The organism is Methylocystis sp. JAN1, assembly GCF_052186135.1.
GTDB lineage: Bacteria > Pseudomonadota > Alphaproteobacteria > Rhizobiales > Beijerinckiaceae > Methylocystis.
The window spans coordinates 3,666,826-3,683,776 of the sequence record NZ_CP181499.1 but is presented as its reverse complement, the minus strand read 5'-3'; the positions used below and the strand labels follow the sequence as shown (position 1 = coordinate 3,683,776).

Here is a 16,951-nt window from a genome sequence, read left to right as displayed (position 1 = left end):
CCGGGGCTGTTGCGGTCCCGGATTGCTTCGTCGGCTTCGCCCCTCGCAATGACGGCCGCGCGGCGGATCGATCAGTTACTCGACGATGCTCGCGCGGATGACCAGCTTGGCGCCTTCGCATTCGGCGTAGCCGACGAGGCCGCGGGCCTGTTGGCCGCCGCTCGCCGGGGGGTGGCCCTTCCAGACGCAGCCTTTCTTGCCGTCGGTGCGGTCAGTGATGGTGACGATGTAATTGCCGCCTTGGAACGTGCCTTCGAATTTGTAGGTGAGCGATGAGCCGTTGTCCATCTGCATCGCGGCGTCGCCGCTGATCTTGTCGCCTTCCGTCTTGATGTTCCATGAGCCCTGGGCGCCCTTGACGCCGCCGGTGTTCTCCTCGGTCACGAGCCAGGTTCCCGCGCGAGCGGGGGCGCTGATCGCCAGAAGCGCGGCGACGGCCAAAGCGGATCTATTCATGGTCTCCCTCCCCAAATGTCGTTTTGCAAAGACCACCTTGGCGGCCAGACACACATCTAGGCAAGCGGCGCCCTGACGGCAATGCGCGGCGCCGGCAGCCGCACGATGAATTCGCTGCCCCGTCCCGGTCCCTCGCTCCGGGCCTCGATCGTCCCGCCATGCATCCTGACGAGGTTGTTGGCGAGCGCCAGACCGACGCCGAGACCGCGCTGGGAAGCGGGGTCGGACGGGCCGGCTTGCGCGAACATTTCGAAAATGGAGCCGAGCATGTCAGGCTGGATGCCCTGGCCGTTGTCGCGCACCGCCACGACCGCTTCCTCGCCCTCGCGGCGGGCCGAAAGCTCGATGCGGCCGCCATGGTCCGTATAGCGCGCGGCGTTGCCGAGCAGGTTCGCGAAGACCTGAGTGAGCCGCACCGGATCTCCGTGAACCGGCATAGGCGTCGCGGGAAGGTTTGTGACGAGCGCCTGGCGCTTGGCGTCGAACTTCGGCTGGACCAGCTCCGCCGCATGGATAAGCAACTCGACCAGATCGGCGTCCTTGCGCTCCAGCGATATCTTACCGTGACTGATGCGCGTCATGTCGAGCAGATCGTTGACGAGGCGCGAAAGATAATCGACCTGGCGCCGCGCCATTTGCAGCACGGCGCGCTTCTTCTCGCCGGCCGTTGACGCGTCGCTTTCCGACAACTGGTAAAGCACGTCGACGGCGTTGCTGATCGGCGTGAGGGGATTGCGCAGTTCATGCGCGAGCATCGCCAGAAATTCGGACCTTCGACGATCGGTTTCACGCAGCGCGCCCTCCATCTCCTTGCGCTCCGTGATGTCGTGGACGGCGCCCATGGCGCGCACGGCTTCGCCCCGCGCGTCGAAATAGACTTCCCCCATTGACGAAAGCCATCGCAGCGCTCCGTCATCGGCGCGCAGCACGCGGTAGTCGTGATTGATCACGCCTCTTCCGGCGAGCGCCGACTGCATGACGTCATGCACGGCGGCCCGGTCGTCCGGATGCACGCGCGCGAGGAAATCCTCATAGGCGAGCTCCGCGCCTTTGGGCAGGCCATAGAGTTCGTACCATTCATCGTTGAGGTAAGTCCGGTTGGGGCGGATCTCCCAGTCCCAAACGCCGACATGCCCCGCCGATTGCGCCAGGCGCTGCCGGACGAGCGCCTGGCGCAGGGCTTCTTCCGCTTGCTTCTGCGGCGTGATGTCGTCGCAGAAAATGATCACGCCGCCGATGGTCCCGTCGGAATCGCGCCAGGGGCGGGTTTCCCATTTCAGCCAGACGGTCGAGCCGTCGGCGCGATGAAATTCGTCCTCCGCCTCGCGAATGGTCTCGCCGGCGAGGGCGCGGCGATGCACCTCTTTCCATCTCGCCGGTATTTCGGGAAAAACCTCATAATGCGAACGGCCGAGCTGGATATGTTCGATCCTGTGATTAACCAGCCAATAATGGCTGAAGGCGACGTAGCGCATCTCGCGGTCGAACATCGCCGCGCCGATGGGCGCGTCCTCGATGAAGAGCCTCAACTCGGCCAGATACATGAGGCTGCTTCCTTGGCGGAGATTGGGACAGAGATGTGGGCGCGCCGTCATTTATGGGGCGGCGGCTTCCAGGGCCAGCAAAAAACGCGGCGACGCTTCAGCGGCCGCCTGAAATCGCGATGCGCGCGCCTTCTCGCTTCACCATGTCGTAGAGCAGCGCCGCGTGGCCCGGCGACAGCCGCACGCAGCCATGCGAGACGGGCCGTCCCAGGGAGCCCGTCGCATAGGTCCCGTGTATGGCGTAACCGCCTGAGAAAAAGATCGAATGCGGCATTGGCGCATTATCGTATTTGCTGGAGTAATGCATGCGCTTCAGCCCGCGCGCCGAGAAGACGCCGCGCGGCGTGCGATAGCCGGGCCGCGCCGTCGAGACCGGCCAGCTATAGCTGCCCGAAGACGAGGTCACATGCATGCGCTGGCGCGCGAGGTCGATATGGACGCGCACTCTCGCGCCCGCCTCGGATGCGGCGAAGGTCGACGCAAGGAGCATGAGCCAGAGCCGCAGGCGCATATTGTCCTCCCACGCAACGGATCGCGAGCCGCGCCACGATCATATGAGCCGCGTTCGCGGGCAGTCGAGCCGCCGGGCGCATTCGACCCGCCTTTTCGGACAAGAGCGCAAAAAAGCGGAAGCCGGCCAGAGAGGCCGGCTTCAAGAGCTTCCACGGCTTCGGCGCCCGTTACATCCGCGCGACCACCACCAGCCGCTTCACCTCGCCGCGCTTATAGGCGCTGAGGAAAGCCTGATAGTCGCGGAAGGAGACGCAGCCATTAGAGTCGCCGTTCGGGCCGAGCATATAAGTGTGGGCGAGAAGCCCCGCGCGGCCATAGACGCTTCCGCTCGGCGTGAGACGCAGGGCCTCCACGCCGTGGAACAATTGCTCGCGCGGGGAGAGCACGTAGACGGCCGGCGGCGTCGGGCCTTTCATGCGAACATGCACGAAGCGCGGGTCGTCGAGATGCTCGCGCAGGCCCGAATGCGCTTCGAGCCGCGTGCCGTCGGGCATGTAAACCGTGTGGGCCGAGATGTCGTAGACGGCGGTTCCGGCGCCCGGGCGCGGGGACTGGCCGCCCAAGACGGACTGGAGCGGAGCCGCCGGCGCGACGGCGCTGGAGAAGCCGCTGAGAAGCCCGCCGCTCGTCGGCTCCTGCGGGGCGTAGGCCATGGCCTGCTGCACCGGCGCCGCTTGCTGGCGGCGGGCGTTGCGGCCCGTGGGCGCGGTCTGCGGCTGCGCGGCCTGCTGTTGCGGCTCGGTCCCGGCCCCGCCGAAAATTTTCTCGAAGAAGCTGCGGTTGTCGCCAGGGACCGGGGCTTGGGCCGCCGGCGCGGGCTGGGCCGGGAGCGCCGCCTCGCGCTGGGGCGCGGGCTCGGCGGCGCGGCTCGCGAGCGTCTTCAGCTCCGCCGGACGGCGCGGCGGCAGCGGAACGTCGGCCTCGGGATAAGAGGACGTCGCTTCGGCGACCGTCGCTGGGGGCTGAGCCGGCTCCGATTTGCTGGCCGCCGACGTCGCCTGCTGGGTCGGGAGCAGCTCGGGCGCGGTCGCGGCGGCGGTGCGCGCCCAGGGGCCCAGGCCGACGACCATCGGTCCATAAGGATTCATGACCGGCGTCGCTTGTGGCGCGGCGGCGACGGCCGGAGGGATCGTTTGACGGTGAAGCCCGTGGCAGAAGGCGAGCAAGCTCAGGGAAAGCGACCCCGCGCCTAAAACCGTATAGGCGAACAGCCGGCCGCGATCGCGAGACAGAAAGCCATGTAGCGTGTGGGTATGTTTCACCATCCGCCCCCGAATGATCTTTGCGCCGCGCCTTTCGACTGGGATCCCCGTCGGATTACGCGAATCACTTCTCGGGGGCTCAGCTTTCGGCGCGCAAGTACGCCGCAGCAACACTTTGGAAAAGCATCGCGGCCTTGCTTGGGCTGGATTTAGGCGAAATCCTGGCTGTGAGCGGGCGCTTCGGTGAAGGCGTTGAGGCGCACACGGGCGAGAAAATCAAATTCCACCCGTATGTTACATATGGACGACGACCGCGAGGCGCCGAATTTCGCCGCGCTTGTAGGCGTTCAGGAAGGCCTGATAGTCGCGAAAGGACACGCAGCCGTTCGAGTCGCCATTGGGGCCGAGCATATAGGTGTGCGCGAGGAGGCCGGCGCGATGGTAGATTTTGGCTCCGCCGCCGCCGACCGGATTGAGGCGCAGCGCCTCCACGCCATGGAACAGGGCCTCGCGCGGCGCCAGCTCGTAGACATGCGGCGGCGTCGGGCCGCGCATGCGCAGATGGACGTAGCGCGGATCGTCGAGATGCTCGCGCAGGCCCGAATGCGCTTCGAGCCGCGCGCCGTTGGGCAGGTAAACCGTGCGCGCCGATATGTCGTAGACGGCGGTGTAACGGTCGAAGCGCGCCGCCGGATTGGCCGGCGCGACGGCGCTGCGCAAGCCGCCGAAAAGGCCGCCCGCATCGTTCGCCGAGGCGTAGGCCATCGCCTCGCGGCGATTGACGGTCTGCGGCGCCGCGGCCTGGGGGGCGCCGCCAAAGAGCCGCTCGAAGAAGCCGCGATTGTCGGCGGGCGCCGACGGCACGACGGTCGTGCGCGCGGTCTGGGCCTCCTGGCGGGCGACCTGGCGCGGCGCCGGCGCGGGCGCTGCGGGGACAGGCTCGGCCGGGACGGGAGTCGCCGCCGCCGCTTCGCGGCGCTGTTCCTGGGGCGGCTCGGGCTTCAGAGCGATCGTGAGTTCGGCCGGCCGATGCGGCGGCGTGGGAACGTCCGCGAAGACGGGCGCTTCGGCGGCGGGCTCCGGGAGCGCCGCGCGCAGCTCGACGGGGCGCGTCGGCGGCAGGGGCGCCGCCTCCGGTTTATCGAAACTCTTCGCCGCGGGCGCCGCCTCAGCGTAGGCGACGAAGACGTTGTGCGGTTTCGCCGCGCTGCGGGGCGCAAAGGCGCCGGGCCGGTGCGGGCCGATATCCGAGAGATAGGAGCCGCGCAGGCCGATCATGCCGCCGCTCGGCGCGGCTTCGGCCGCGTCGGGCGTGGGATCGACGGGAGTTTGCGGAAAGAGCAGCCCGCCGGCGAGCAGGGCGGTCAGCAGCGCGCCCAGAGCCGGAACGATCCGGCGGGCGCCGCGAAGGGCAGGAACGCGAGGATACAAAACGGTACGCATGTCCGGACGCTAGCGCGCGGGACTTTCGGAATGGTTGCCAAGCGCTTTCCCGCGACCCGACGATTTGGTTCAAATTGGAACGAGTCCGGCGCCATTGACCCCGCGACGCGGCGACCGTAACTGCTTGGGGCGACGCTACAGGAAGCCAAGATGATCCCCGACGCCGACTATCTCTCCCCGACGCGCTCCTTTCAGGGCCTGATTCTCACTTTGCAGAATTACTGGGCGGCGCAGGGCTGCGTCATTTTGCAGCCCTATGACATGGAGATGGGCGCGGGCACGTTTCATCCGGCGACGACGCTGCGCGCGCTCGGTCCCAAGGCGTGGCGCGCCGCCTATGCGCAACCCTGCCGCCGCCCCAAGGACGGGCGCTACGGCGAAAACCCCAACCGCCTGCAGCATTATTACCAGTTCCAGGTGATCCTGAAGCCGTCGCCCGCCAATCTGCAGGAGCTTTATCTCAATTCGCTCGCCGCGATCGGCGTCGATCCGAAGCTGCACGACATCCGATTCGTCGAGGACGATTGGGAGAGCCCGACGCTCGGCGCCTGGGGGTTAGGCTGGGAATGCTGGTGCGACGGCATGGAGGTGTCGCAATTCACTTACTTCCAGCAGGTCGCGGGCTTCGAATGCGCGCCGGTCGCAGGCGAGCTGACCTACGGACTCGAGCGCCTCGCCTGCTATCTGCAGGGCGTCGACAGCATCATGGAGCTGAACTTCAACGGCCGCGACGGCGCCGAAAAGGTCAGCTATGCGGATGTCTTCCTGCAGGCCGAGCAGGAATATTCGCGGCATAATTTCGAGGCGGCCGACACGGCGAAACTCTTCGAGGATTTCAAGGACGCCGAGGCCGAATGCAAGCGCCTCCTCGATTTCGGCGCGGGCTCCGGCGACGAGATGCACCGCATGGTCCTGCCGGCCTATGACCAGTGCGTCAAGGCGAGCCATGCCTTCAACCTGCTCGACGCGCGCGGCGTGATTTCGGTGACGGAACGCCAGAGCTACATTCTGCGCGTGCGGGAGCTGGCGAAGGCCTGCGGCGCGGCGTGGCTGAAGACGGCGGGCGGCGGCGCGAATGCGTGAACCTCACGCGATAATATTCGGCGTTTCGCCGGCTTCGCAAATCTCGACAGGCGCGCCGCCCGCTCGGCTTCGGCATGCAAGCTAGCGCTCCCGATTGGCCTGGCAAAGCGGGCTACTGCGCCGCAGCCTGCGCCCCGAATTCGCCTCGAAAAAGATGTGATTTCGCCTAACCGTCGCTAATTTCAAAGAAATTTCTTGACCTGCGCGAAAAAATGTCGCAGTCGCGCATTTCTCACGATGTCTCAGCTTGAAACAGGCGGGGCATACGCCATCTCAAAGTCAGGGTTGTGTTCGGATTCTGTCATGCGCGTTGCCGCACATCCGCTCGATGCGGCGCCAGGCATAAAGGTCGGCGAGACGGACGACCGTCTTGCGTCGCTTCTTTCGCGACGCGGAGCGCGCCTGCCGGAGTCTTGCCCAGGAACCCGAGGTTTCGGCGGGCGCGCGCCTTGACGATGTGCTGCGTTTGTTCTAATGATGTTCTAGTTTCGCTCTCTGGAGCAGGGCTGTCATGCAACGGTGCAATTTCACGGTTTCCCCTCTGCGTCGCGCCGGCAAGGCGCTGAATCTGCGCGGGCAGGAGCTCGATTCCCTTGCCGGTTCCGATGCGCTGCGCGGCCATTTCTTCTCCTGGCGCGGCGCCACGGGCCGCCGCTACGTCTGCTCGGTTTTCCAGCGTGGCGAGGAAGGCTTCGTCTCGGACGTCCAGAATGGCGTGATCATCGGCGTGGCGCGCGATGGGGCGGCGCTGCGGCCCGCCTGCCTGTTTTTTGCCGGCGAACGTCCGGCCTCGACCTTACGGCGACTGGCTCATGAACTCGGCGTCGCCGAATGGCACGTTCATTTCTGCCCGGATGCGGAGGCGCTTCGCGATCTTGCGGGATCGCTGCTGAATTGAGTGTGTTTGCGTGGCGTTGCGTGAGTCGCGTGCGTTTTGTCTACGAGGCGTTGCGTGAGCGTCAGTTCCGCGTGGCGTAAAGGGTAAGCGCGTTCAGCGTATGCGGCGTCTTCTAATGGCCGGGGCTCGCCCCGGCCTTTTTTTGCCCCGGCGGCGCGGCGCGGCAGGAGCATCCGTCGAGACGCCGAACGACCTCCGCGAGCTCTTCGTCGTGAATGTCGAGCTGGAGAAGATGCTCGTAGGTGTTGCGCACATAGGCGGGATTGTCGCCATTGACCCCAACGCCCTCGGCCACGAGGCGGGTCATCTCGTCATAGGGCAGGCGTCCCGCATATTGGCGATGGCTGCGGTCGACCACATAGGCGAGCGCATTGACGCAGCCGCCTTCCGCGAAACGAATCCCGACCGTCTTTTCAAGATAGACAGAGGTCACGAGTTCCCTCTCGCGCAGATAGGAAACCGTCTGTTCGCGATCCTGCGCCGCGACGCGGAAGGCCACGCCCTGGCACGATCCGCCCTTGTCGAGCCCGAGAACGAGCCCCGGCCGCTCGGGCGTGCCGCGATGAATGTGGGAAAAGATGCAGAGAGAGCGGTGATAGCCATGAATCCAGGCGAGCGCGCTTTCGGTATAGGCGAAGCCCGGCCGCCACATCAGCGAGCCATAGCCGAAAACCCAGAGATCCTCGTCGCAGCAATTCGTGGCCGGCAATCTGTCCCTCGATCGATTCGCCTCGCGCCCCGGTATTTTTTCGGGCGATCCCCTGCAATGCAACAGAAAAAGGGCGCGCCGACCTCCAGGCGGGACGGCGCCGGCCAGCCCGACAGGAGCGCCGCCCTCTTCGATAAGCCTTTGCGCTCAGGCGCCTGTCATTCTTCCCACAACATATTGCTGGGGTTTCCTTGCATTCGTCATTCTTTTGTGGCGCATTTTTAAGTCATGAAATTCGAACGCCTGAGACTTCTCGGCTTCAAGAGCTTCTGCGAACCGACCGATTTCCTGATCCAGCCGGGGCTCACCGGCGTGGTCGGGCCAAACGGCTGCGGCAAGTCGAATCTCGTCGAGGCCCTTCGCTGGGTCATGGGCGAAAACTCGTACAAAAACATGCGCGCGTCCGGGATGGACGACGTGATCTTCTCCGGCGGCGGCTCCCGCGCCGCCCGCAATTTCGCGGAAGTGGGGCTCGTTCTCGACAATAGCGCGCGACTGGCGCCGGCGGCTTTCAACGACTCGGACATGATCGAGGTCACGCGCCGCATCGAACGCGAGCAGGGCTCGACCTATCGCGTCAACGGCAAGGAAGTCCGCGCCCGGGACGTTCAGCTTCTTTTCGCCGACGCCGCCACCGGCGCGCGCTCGCCCTCTCTCGTGCGGCAGGGCCAGATCGGCGAGATCATCAACGCCAAGCCGCAGGCGCGGCGTCGCATTCTGGAAGACGCCGCCGGCGTCGCGGGCCTCCATACCCGCCGCCACGAAGCCGAGTTGCGCCTTAATGCGGCTTCCGAAAATCTCACCCGCCTCGAAGACGTGCTGAAGCAGGTCGAGAGCCAGGGCGACAGCCTCCGCCGGCAGGCGCGGCAGGCGTCGCGCTATCGGGAGCTCGCCGCGAGGATCCGCCAGAACGAGGCGCTGGTCGCGCTCGTCTCCTACCAGATCGCGTCGGACAGTCTGCGCGACGCCGCGCAGAAGCTCGAATCGGACGTTCTCAACGTTCAAGCCCGCACGCTGGAGCAGGCCGAGGCCGCAAAGCGCCAGGCCATCGCCGCCCATGAGCTGCCGAAGCTGCGCGAAAAGGAAGCCGAGGCGGGCGCCGCCGTCCATCGCCTCGTCGCCGCGCGCCAGGCGCTGGAGGCCGACGAGGAGCGGGCGAGGCAGCGCATTTCCGAGCTGGCGCGCCAGATCGAGCAGTTCATGCGCGACCTCGAGCGCGAACGCGCCTTGATCGAGGACGCCGCGCAGGTGGCCGAACGGCTCGAAGAAGAGCGCGCGGAGCTGCTCGGCGCCGATTCGTCGGATGGCGAGCGGGAGGCGAAGGCGAAGGAGCGCCTCGCCGAAATCGAGGCGGCGCTCGCCGGGACCGAGTCGCAGCTCTCGGACGCGCAGCAGCAGCTCGCCGGCGTCAACGCCCGCCGCGCCACGATGGAATCGGCGCTGCGCGACGAGACGGGCCGCATCGCCCGCTTCGAGGCGGAGCTGACCCGGCTCGACACGGAATTCGCCCTTATCGCCGGGCAGGGCGGCGGCGCCGAGGAGGCCGCCCGGCTCGCTGAAGCCTTCGAGATGGCCGCCGAGGAAGCGCGCGTCGCCGACGAGGCCGCGCAGATGGCCGAAGAGGCGCAGCGCGAGGCGCGCGAGGCCGAAGCGGCCGCCCGGCAGCCCGTCGAGCAGGCGGCGCTGAAGGCGCAGCGGCTTGAGACGGAAGTCCGCACGCTGGAAAATCTGTTGCAGTCCGCCTCGGGCGGGCTGTGGGCGCCGGTCGTCGAAAGCATGACGGTCGAGAAGGGCTATGAGACCGCGCTCGGCGCGGCGCTTGGCGACGATCTCGACGCCTCCGCCGAAACCTCCGCCCCGGCCCATTGGGCGCTGACGCCGGACGCCGGCGATCCGCCGCTGCCGCCCGGCGTGCGCTCGCTCGGCGAGATGGTCGGGGCGCCGCCGGCGCTGCGCCGCCGCCTCGCCCAGATCGGCGTCGTTTTGCGACCTGAGGGCGAAAATCTCCGCAAGCTCCTGAAGCCGGGCCAGCGGCTCGTTTCCAAGGATGGCGACCTGTGGCGCTGGGACGGTTTCACCCAGGCCGCCGAGGCCCCGACCCCGGCCGCCCGCCGCCTCGCCGAAAAGAACCGCCTCGCTGATCTCCGCGCGGAGGCCGGGATCGCCCGCGCCCAGGCCGACGCCCTCGCCGAGGAGCTGGAATCCGCTCGCGAGGCCACCCGGCTCGCCGCAATGGCCGACGCCGAGGCCAGAGACGCCCAGCGCCGCGCCCGCGTCCGGCTGGAGGAGGCGCGCGAGCGGCACGGCGCCGCCGAGCGACGCCTCGCCCAGATCGGCCAGCGCCTCTCCGCGCTGGAGGAGGCCAAGGCCCGGACGCTCGCCAATCGCGACGAGGCGAGTCAGAAGCGCGACAAGCTCTTGGCCGAACTCGATGCGCTGGAGGAGCCCGCTTCGCTCGCCGGCATGCTCGAAAGCCTGCGCGCGCGGGCCATGGTCGAGCGCGCCCAGGCGGGCGAGGCCCGCGCCGCGCTGACGAGCCTGCGCAACGAGGCGAGCGCCCGCGTCTCCCGCGTCAACGCCATTGCGCGTGAGATCGCCTCCTGGGCGGAGCGTCGCGACCGCGCGCAGGACCGGCTGGGCGAGCTGGAGGAGCGCCTCGAATCGGCGCGCGAGGAGCAGGAGCGCCTCGCCGAATCGCCCGACGCTTTCCTCGACCAGCGGCGCGCGCTGATGAATGCGCTGCAGGACGCCGAGGCCGCCCGCAGCGACGCTTCCGACGAACGCGCGAGCGCCGAGACGCGCCTCGCCGAAGCCGACCGCGCCGCGCGCGCCGCGCTCGACGCCATGAGCGCCGCGCGCGAGGAGAAGGCCCGCAGCGAGGCGCAGTTGGAGGCGGCCAGGCAGCGCGCCGCGGATATCGAGCGCGCGATCCTGCACGATCTCGAATCGACCCCGGCGGCGCTGGCCGATCTCGCCGGCGTGAAGGAAGGCGACGAGCTGCCGGAAATCGCGGAGATCGAGAAGCGGCTCGAGGCCCTGCGCGCCGACCGCGAGCGCCTCGGCGCCGTCAATCTGCGCGCCGAGGACGAACTCGCCGAAGTGGATTCCCAGCGCGAGAAGATGATCGCCGAGCGCGACGATCTCGCGGAGGCGATCAAGAAGCTGCGCGCCGCCATCGCCAGCCTCAACAAGGAGGGCCGCGAGCGCCTGCTCGCCGCCTTCGACAAGGTCGACGCGCATTTCAGGGAGCTGTTCACGCTCCTTTTCGACGGCGGCTCGGCGGAGCTTCAGCTCATCGAGAGCGACGACCCGCTGGAGGCGGGGCTCGACATTCTCGCGCGCCCGCCGGGCAAGAAGCCCGCGGCGATGTCGCTGCTCTCGGGCGGCGAGCAGGCGCTCACCGCCATGTCGCTGATTTTCGCGGTGTTCCTGACCAATCCCTCGCCGATCTGCGTGCTGGACGAGGTGGACGCGCCGCTCGACGACTACAATGTCGAGCGCTTCTGCGACCTGGTCGACGAGATGCGCAAGAAGACCGACACGCGCTTCGTGACGATTACCCACAATCCCATCACCATGGCGCGCATGGACCGGCTCTTCGGCGTCACCCAGGCCGAGCGCGGCATTTCGCAGTTGGTGTCGGTCGATCTGGAGCAGGCGGAGAAGTTCGCGCTGGCGAGCTGAGCGCAGCCGCCTTGGAAGCCATATTCCAAGTCCTCTTCGAAATTCTCGCGGAGCTTCTCTTTTTTTTGATTCGTCTTGCGTTCGAGGCCGTCCTCGAACTCATCTTCTACGCCATGCCGCTGGCGCTTTACGGTCTCGGTTTTCTCCTGCTCAAGGCGGCGCCCTTCCGGCGCGCGAAAGCGCGGGCGCTGATCTCGGCCCCCCTCTTCGAGCCGGAGGGCGGCTACTCGAAGGCCGCGGTCATCGTCGCCGCCTGGGGCGCCGCGGCGCTTCTCGCGCTCGGAGCCGCCTGCTATCGGCTCCTCGCCTGATCCGCCGCCTTCGCCTTACGCCGCTATTACCCTGGATCACGCTGCGTTTGGGCGGAATCGCCTGAACGCAGACAAGGTGATCGATTCCAAGGTTGAGAGCGCCCCATGCGAAAAACCGCTTCCCACTTTTTCGCGGCGCGCTCTAGATGATCGCTCTGTGGGCGGCGCCCTCCAAGGCGCGCTCCGGCTTTGCTTGCGTCAGATTTGTTCGAGCGGGTCCGCGTCGGGGAGCTTCCATGGGGAGAGCCGAATTCGTCCGGCGTTCGATCATTTTCATCGCCCTGGCGTCCTTGCCTTTTCTTGTGTGGCGCCTGTTCGGCGTCGTCCTGCTCGCGACCGGCGCGGCGCTCGTCGCGGCGCTGATCCATCTGGTCGCCGAACCCTTTCGTTTTCTGCGCCTGCCGAGAGGCCTCGCCTTGATGTTGTCGGGCTTTCTGATCGCGGCGATTCTGGGCGCGGGGGCGTATCTTTCCGGCGCGATGATCGCGGATGAGTTTCAGGAGGTTCTGCATCGCGCGGAAGAGGCGCGACAGGCGCTTGCCGATCAGCTTGAGAGAGCGGGGCTCGATCGATTATTGCCCGATATTGGCAAGAATTTCTCGCCCGCCGCTTTCCTGGCGCAGATTTTCAGGGTCAGCGGGGAGGCGTTTCTGGCCACATTGGCGGCTGTGTTCGTCGGCGTCTTCCTTGCCGGCGAGCCGGAGCTTTATCTCGACGGGCTTACGCTGCTGCTGCCGCCGAACTGGCGGACCAACGCCAGCGACACTCTCTCGCATCTCGCCGCGGCGCTCCGGCTGTGGCTCATCGGCCTGTTGTTCGAAATTGTTTCCGTCGGTCTGCTCGGCGGATTTTCCGTCTGGCTCATCGGTCTCCCGTCGCCCATCGCGCTTGGGGCCATTACCGGCCTCGCCGAATTCGTTCCTTATATCGGGCCGATCATGGCGATCTTTCCGTCCGTCATGGTTGCGGCGACCGTCAGCCCCGTAGCGGTGCTGATGACCGCGTTGACCTATTTCGCGATTCACCAGTTCGACGGAAACATCATGATGCCGATCATCCAAAGCAAACTGGTGCGCGTTCCGCCCGCGCTCATGCTGATCAGCATCGCGGTCCTCGGTTCTCTGTTCGGAATCGCCGCGATGATTCTCGCCGCCCCGCTCACCGTCATGCTCTTCGTCGTCGTCAGCAAGCTCTATGTGCGCGATACGCTGGGCGAGGAAGCGTTTTTGCCCGGCGATCCCGTCGCCGGCGATTAGATCGGCGCCGTAACGCGTCTGAGCGCGGACAAGCCGATCCAAGGAACCGCGGAGCGCGCTTTGTTCGCGAAAGCCGGTTCCTGCTTTTGCGCCGCGCGCTCCCGGCTGACGCGCCTGACGTGAACGCTTTTGCTTCGCAATTTCAGGCGTAAATGGACCGCGTCGTCCCGGGCGAACGGCCGGCCCCGAGGCGCGGAAGGCTTCGTCCGCATGCGGCGGCGTCTTTCGCGACTGCGAAAAGTTTGGGCGCGCGATTTGTCGCAAGGCTAAAATATTTAGTAATATCAGTATCTTGGTTGTCTGGTTGCTCGCCTTGACTTCACCGTGGCCCGTCAATATGTTGCGCGCGGCTCGAAAGGGCTTGGCCGAGAGGCCGGGTTTTTTCGAATTCAGCCGCTCCCGGAACCGGATAATCCCCCGAACAAGCCGTCCCCGGCCATCGTTCAATTTTGCGCGCCGCTTCTGGCGTGGAGGAGAGATGCGATGACGGACGACGACAAGCGGGACGCCGAACAGGACGCGCTCAATGCGCGGCTCGAGAAGCTCAACGCGGCGCTGAGGCGGCGCCAGGAAGAGCAACTCGCCAAGGAGGCGCCGCCGCCCGAGCGATCGGGGCTGTCCAAGGCGCTGAGCGTCGGGCTCAACGCTTTTGCCGAATTTGCGGGCGCGGTGCTGGTCGGCGGGTTCATCGGCTGGAAGGCGGATGAATGGCTCGGGACCAAGCCGTGGCTGTTGATCGCGCTACTCGGTCTCGGCATAGCGGCTGGCTTTTGGAACATTTATCGCGTCGCCAAGCCGAAGGCCTGAGCGCACGCGATCGGAACGACACCCAGGGCGCGGTTTCGCGCCCTTAATCGAGGGCCGGGCGGAGACGCCCGGGCAGGGACGATGAGCAACGAAGCAGCGGCCGCGCCGAATCCGATCGAACAGTTCGAACTGCACCGCTACTTCCCGCATGAGGTCGCGGGTTTCGAGACCTCCTTCACCAACGCCTCGCTCTACATGCTGCTCGCGGCGCTCGGCGTCGTGCTTCTGATGATCGTCGCGACCTCGCGCAAGGCGATCGTGCCGGGCCGCTTCCAGGCGCTCGCCGAAATGCTCTACGAGTTCGTCGCCAACACGGTGCGCCAGACGGCGGGCAAGGAGGGCATGAAGTTCTTCCCCTTCGTCTTCTCGCTCTTCTCCTTCATCCTCATCTCCAATCTGATCGGCCTCATCCCGTACACCTTCTCGGTGACGAGCCAGATCGTCGTGACGGGCGCCTTCGCGCTTTTCGTCATTCTGCTGGTGACCGCCTACGGCTTCTACCGGAACGGTTTCGGCTTCCTGAACCTCTTCGTGCCGCATGGGGTGCCGCTGCCGGTGCTGGTGATCCTCGTGCCGATCGAGATCATCTCCTTCCTGTCGCGTCCGGTGTCGCTCTCCATTCGTCTTTTCGCCAACATCCTCGCGGGCCACGTGACGCTCGCGGTGTTCGGCGGCTTCGTCGTGCTGCTGCTCGCGGCCGGCGGCGTCTATCAGGCGCTGGCGCCCATTCCGCTGTTCGCCATCGTCGCGCTTTACGCGCTGGAGCTGCTCGTGGCCTGCCTTCAGGCTTTCGTCTTCAGCGTCCTCACTTGCGTCTATCTCAACGACGCGATCCATCCGGGCCACTGATAAACATCCAACAATAAAACGTCGCCCAGACAACGAAAGCAGGAGAGTGCTATGGCTACTGAAATGCAACTGGTTGGCGCGGGTCTCGCCGCGATCGGCACCGGCGCCGCGGCGATCGGCGTCGGCCTTATCTTCGGCAACTTCGTCAACGGCGCGCTGCGCAACCCGTCGGCGGCCGCTTCCCAGTTCACCAACGCGATCATCGGCGCGGCGCTCGCCGAAGGCTTAGGGATTTTCGCCTTCGTCATCGCGCTGCTGCTGTATCTGAAGGCTTGAGCCTTTCCTGAAGATCTTCGCAAGGCGCGCTTGACGCGCGCCTTGCGCCGTCACGCCCCGCAGAGGCGCTCCGCGTTCGAATCCCGCGCGCCGCGTCGAAGACTTTGGATCATGTCCATGGCGATCATCTCTTCCGCCCAGGCCGCCCCCACCCAGGCCGCCGAGGCCGAGCAGGAAACCCAAGCGACGCACGAGTCGGTCGGCGCGCCGGGCGGCGAAGCCCGTCACGAGGGCGTCTTCCCGCCCTTCCAGACCGAGAATTTCGCGCCGCAGCTCGTTTGGCTCGCCCTGATCTTCGGCTTCCTCTACATTCTCATGTCGCGTCTCGCCTTGCCGCGCGTCGGCGGCATCATCGAGAACCGCGAGAAGAAGATCGCCGACGATCTCGACGCCTCGCGCGAGATGCAGGCGAAGGCGCAGGCCGCCGCCGCCGCCAATGACGAGAATCTGCGCCTGCGCCGCGAAGAGGCCCAGACGATCGGCCGCGAGGCCCAGCAGAAGATCGCCGACGAGGCGAGCGCCCAGCGCGCACGCGCCGAGGCCGAGGCCGCCGAGAAATTCCGCGCCGCCGAGGCGCGCATTGCGAGCGCCAAGTCGGCCGCTCTCGCCAATGTCGAAGAGATCGCGCTCGACGCCGCCGCGTCGATCGTCGAGAAGCTGACCGGCGCGCCGGCCGATCGCGCCAGGCTCGCCGCCGAATATAAATCCGCGAACTGAGGAGACGCGTCCCATGTCCTTGCATTTCGACGCGGAATTCTACGTCGCCATCGGATTCACGATCTTCGTGCTCGCGCTGCTTTGGGTCGGCGCCCACTCCAAGCTCGCCGCGCTGATCGATTCACGCATCAACCGCATCAAGAGCGAACTGGCGGAAGCCGAGCGCCTGCGCACGGAAGCGGAGTCGCTGCTCGCCTCCTTCGAAAAGAAGCGTGAGGAAGCCGAGGCCGAAGCCAGGGCGATCGTCGCGCAGGCGAAGGAAGAGGCCGAGCTCATCGCCGCTGAAGGCAAGCGTCGTCTCGACGAATTCATGGCGCGCAGCGTGAAGCAGGTCGAGCAGAAAATCGCACAGGCCGAGGCGCAGGCCGCGACTGAAGTGCGCGCCGCCGCCGCCGACGCCGCCGTAAAGGTCGCCGAGCGCGTCCTCGCCAGGGGCGCTGCGAAGGACTTCGTCGCCGCCGGCATCAACGAGGTGAAAGCGCTCGCCGAGCACGCGCGTTACGTTTCGAACTGACCACGCGAAATTAGATCCGCGTTGTGCGCTTAGCCTAAACGCAGCGTGGATCCAGATCGCAAGGAGGACGAAGGGTCGAGCGCGTCAGCGCCGGCCCTTCTTCTTTTTGCGAACCGGCTTGTCGCCGGGCTCGGAGGCGGCGCCGTCGGCGAAGCCCACCACAATCTCATATTCCTCATGCGCCTTGCCGCTCGCGGGCGCCGAGATGGGCTCGGCGAGCAGGCGGAAATCGGCGCGGGCGGCGTTTGGCGGGATTGTCGCGCTGACGCGGTAGTTCTTGGACGCGAGCGTTGAATTGTCCGTCGTGCGACGCAGGGCCACGCGGATCGTTCCGCCATAGGAGCCCGGCGACCCTGTCGGACCCAGCATGGCGTCTCCTTCAACGCCGACATTGATCGTCAGGTTGGGGCCATTGACGACGCACTCGCGCGCGGTCGACTTGATCGAGACCTGATGATGGACATTGGCGGCGTCGGCGCCGGCCGGCGAGCGGATCATCTGCGCGCCGTCATCGACCACGACGACCGGACAATCGGCCGTCGCCCCCGGCGCTTGCGGCGCGTCCGACCCGCCGCCGAGCATCTCCGGCATGCCGACCTTCGGCAGTTCGAAGGCCTCCGCCTCTTGCGCGGCGAGGCATACCGCGAGGGCGATCGCCGCCCATCCCACGAAAGCATTTTTCATTTAAG

At 66.5% G+C, this 16,951-nt stretch carries 17 protein-coding genes; 10 read left to right on the top strand and 7 right to left on the bottom strand.

Going from position 1 to position 16,951, the window contains the following annotated elements:
* Positions 1-75 precede the first annotated feature (75 nt).
* From ACNHKD_RS17715 to ACNHKD_RS17695, 5 genes are all read right to left on the bottom strand, one after another.
* Entirely contained in the window at positions 76-456 is a 381-nt protein-coding gene (locus ACNHKD_RS17715; RefSeq protein ID WP_442754805.1) for a hypothetical protein, read from the bottom strand.
* Positions 457-512: 56 nt separating this feature from the next.
* Complete coding sequence (locus ACNHKD_RS17710) at positions 513-2,000, bottom strand: PAS domain-containing sensor histidine kinase (protein WP_442754804.1); 1,488 nt, start codon at positions 1,998-2,000, stop codon at positions 513-515.
* Positions 2,001-2,097: 97 nt separating this feature from the next.
* Positions 2,098-2,511 (bottom strand): L,D-transpeptidase, encoded by a 414-nt coding sequence (locus tag ACNHKD_RS17705; protein WP_442754803.1) that lies wholly within the window; start codon positions 2,509-2,511, stop codon positions 2,098-2,100.
* A gap of 169 nt (positions 2,512-2,680) precedes the next feature.
* Positions 2,681-3,778, bottom strand: coding sequence for a DUF2778 domain-containing protein (locus ACNHKD_RS17700; protein WP_442754802.1), 1,098 nt, complete (start codon positions 3,776-3,778; stop codon positions 2,681-2,683).
* A 231-nt stretch (positions 3,779-4,009) separates the two neighbouring features.
* Positions 4,010-5,158: a DUF2778 domain-containing protein gene (locus tag ACNHKD_RS17695; protein WP_442754801.1), complete on the bottom strand. Its 1,149-nt coding sequence runs from the start codon at positions 5,156-5,158 to the stop codon at positions 4,010-4,012.
* Positions 5,159-5,308: 150 nt separating this feature from the next.
* Here ACNHKD_RS17695 and ACNHKD_RS17690 point away from each other — a divergent pair, with 150 nt between their 5' ends.
* Both ACNHKD_RS17690 and ACNHKD_RS17685 read left to right on the top strand, forming a co-directional pair.
* Positions 5,309-6,241, top strand: a complete 933-nt coding sequence (locus ACNHKD_RS17690; RefSeq protein WP_442754800.1) for a glycine--tRNA ligase subunit alpha — start codon at positions 5,309-5,311, stop codon at positions 6,239-6,241.
* Positions 6,242-6,752: 511 nt separating this feature from the next.
* Positions 6,753-7,139: a hypothetical protein gene (locus ACNHKD_RS17685; RefSeq protein WP_442754799.1), complete on the top strand. Its 387-nt coding sequence runs from the start codon at positions 6,753-6,755 to the stop codon at positions 7,137-7,139.
* A gap of 112 nt (positions 7,140-7,251) precedes the next feature.
* On the opposite strand, the gene ACNHKD_RS17680 is transcribed toward ACNHKD_RS17685, so the two are convergent.
* Positions 7,252-7,791 (bottom strand): gamma-glutamylcyclotransferase, encoded by a 540-nt coding sequence (locus ACNHKD_RS17680; protein ID WP_442756928.1) that lies wholly within the window; start codon positions 7,789-7,791, stop codon positions 7,252-7,254.
* A 285-nt stretch (positions 7,792-8,076) separates the two neighbouring features.
* Between ACNHKD_RS17680 and ACNHKD_RS17675 the strand changes: the two genes are divergently transcribed.
* The 8 genes from ACNHKD_RS17675 (at position 8,077) to ACNHKD_RS17640 (ending at position 16,262) form a co-directional block, all read left to right on the top strand.
* A complete protein-coding gene (locus tag ACNHKD_RS17675; RefSeq protein WP_442754798.1) occupies positions 8,077-11,532 on the top strand; it encodes an AAA family ATPase in 3,456 nt (1,151 codons plus the stop codon).
* A 65-nt stretch (positions 11,533-11,597) separates the two neighbouring features.
* Positions 11,598-11,843, top strand: coding sequence for a hypothetical protein (locus ACNHKD_RS17670; protein ID WP_442754797.1), 246 nt, complete (start codon positions 11,598-11,600; stop codon positions 11,841-11,843).
* A 236-nt stretch (positions 11,844-12,079) separates the two neighbouring features.
* Entirely contained in the window at positions 12,080-13,099 is a 1,020-nt protein-coding gene (locus ACNHKD_RS17665; RefSeq protein WP_442754796.1) for an AI-2E family transporter, read from the top strand.
* 483 nt (positions 13,100-13,582) lie between these two features.
* Positions 13,583-13,906 carry an AtpZ/AtpI family protein gene (locus ACNHKD_RS17660; protein ID WP_442754795.1) on the top strand — a complete coding sequence of 108 codons (324 nt, stop codon included), beginning with the start codon at positions 13,583-13,585 and terminating at the stop codon, positions 13,904-13,906.
* A gap of 81 nt (positions 13,907-13,987) precedes the next feature.
* Positions 13,988-14,755 carry a F0F1 ATP synthase subunit A gene (locus ACNHKD_RS17655; RefSeq protein WP_442754794.1) on the top strand — a complete coding sequence of 256 codons (768 nt, stop codon included), beginning with the start codon at positions 13,988-13,990 and terminating at the stop codon, positions 14,753-14,755.
* 51 nt (positions 14,756-14,806) lie between these two features.
* A complete protein-coding gene (locus tag ACNHKD_RS17650; protein WP_424361346.1) occupies positions 14,807-15,031 on the top strand; it encodes a F0F1 ATP synthase subunit C in 225 nt (74 codons plus the stop codon).
* A 117-nt stretch (positions 15,032-15,148) separates the two neighbouring features.
* On the top strand, positions 15,149-15,748 hold the full coding sequence (locus ACNHKD_RS17645) for a F0F1 ATP synthase subunit B family protein (RefSeq protein ID WP_442754793.1): 600 nt from the start codon (positions 15,149-15,151) through the stop codon (positions 15,746-15,748).
* 19 nt (positions 15,749-15,767) lie between these two features.
* Positions 15,768-16,262, top strand: coding sequence for a F0F1 ATP synthase subunit B family protein (locus tag ACNHKD_RS17640; protein ID WP_442756927.1), 495 nt, complete (start codon positions 15,768-15,770; stop codon positions 16,260-16,262).
* An 84-nt stretch (positions 16,263-16,346) separates the two neighbouring features.
* On the opposite strand, the gene ACNHKD_RS17635 is transcribed toward ACNHKD_RS17640, so the two are convergent.
* The gene (locus ACNHKD_RS17635) at positions 16,347-16,946 is read right to left on the bottom strand and encodes a hypothetical protein (RefSeq protein ID WP_442754792.1); all 600 of its coding nucleotides are present in this window, start codon (positions 16,944-16,946) and stop codon (positions 16,347-16,349) included.
* Positions 16,947-16,951 lie beyond the last annotated feature (5 nt).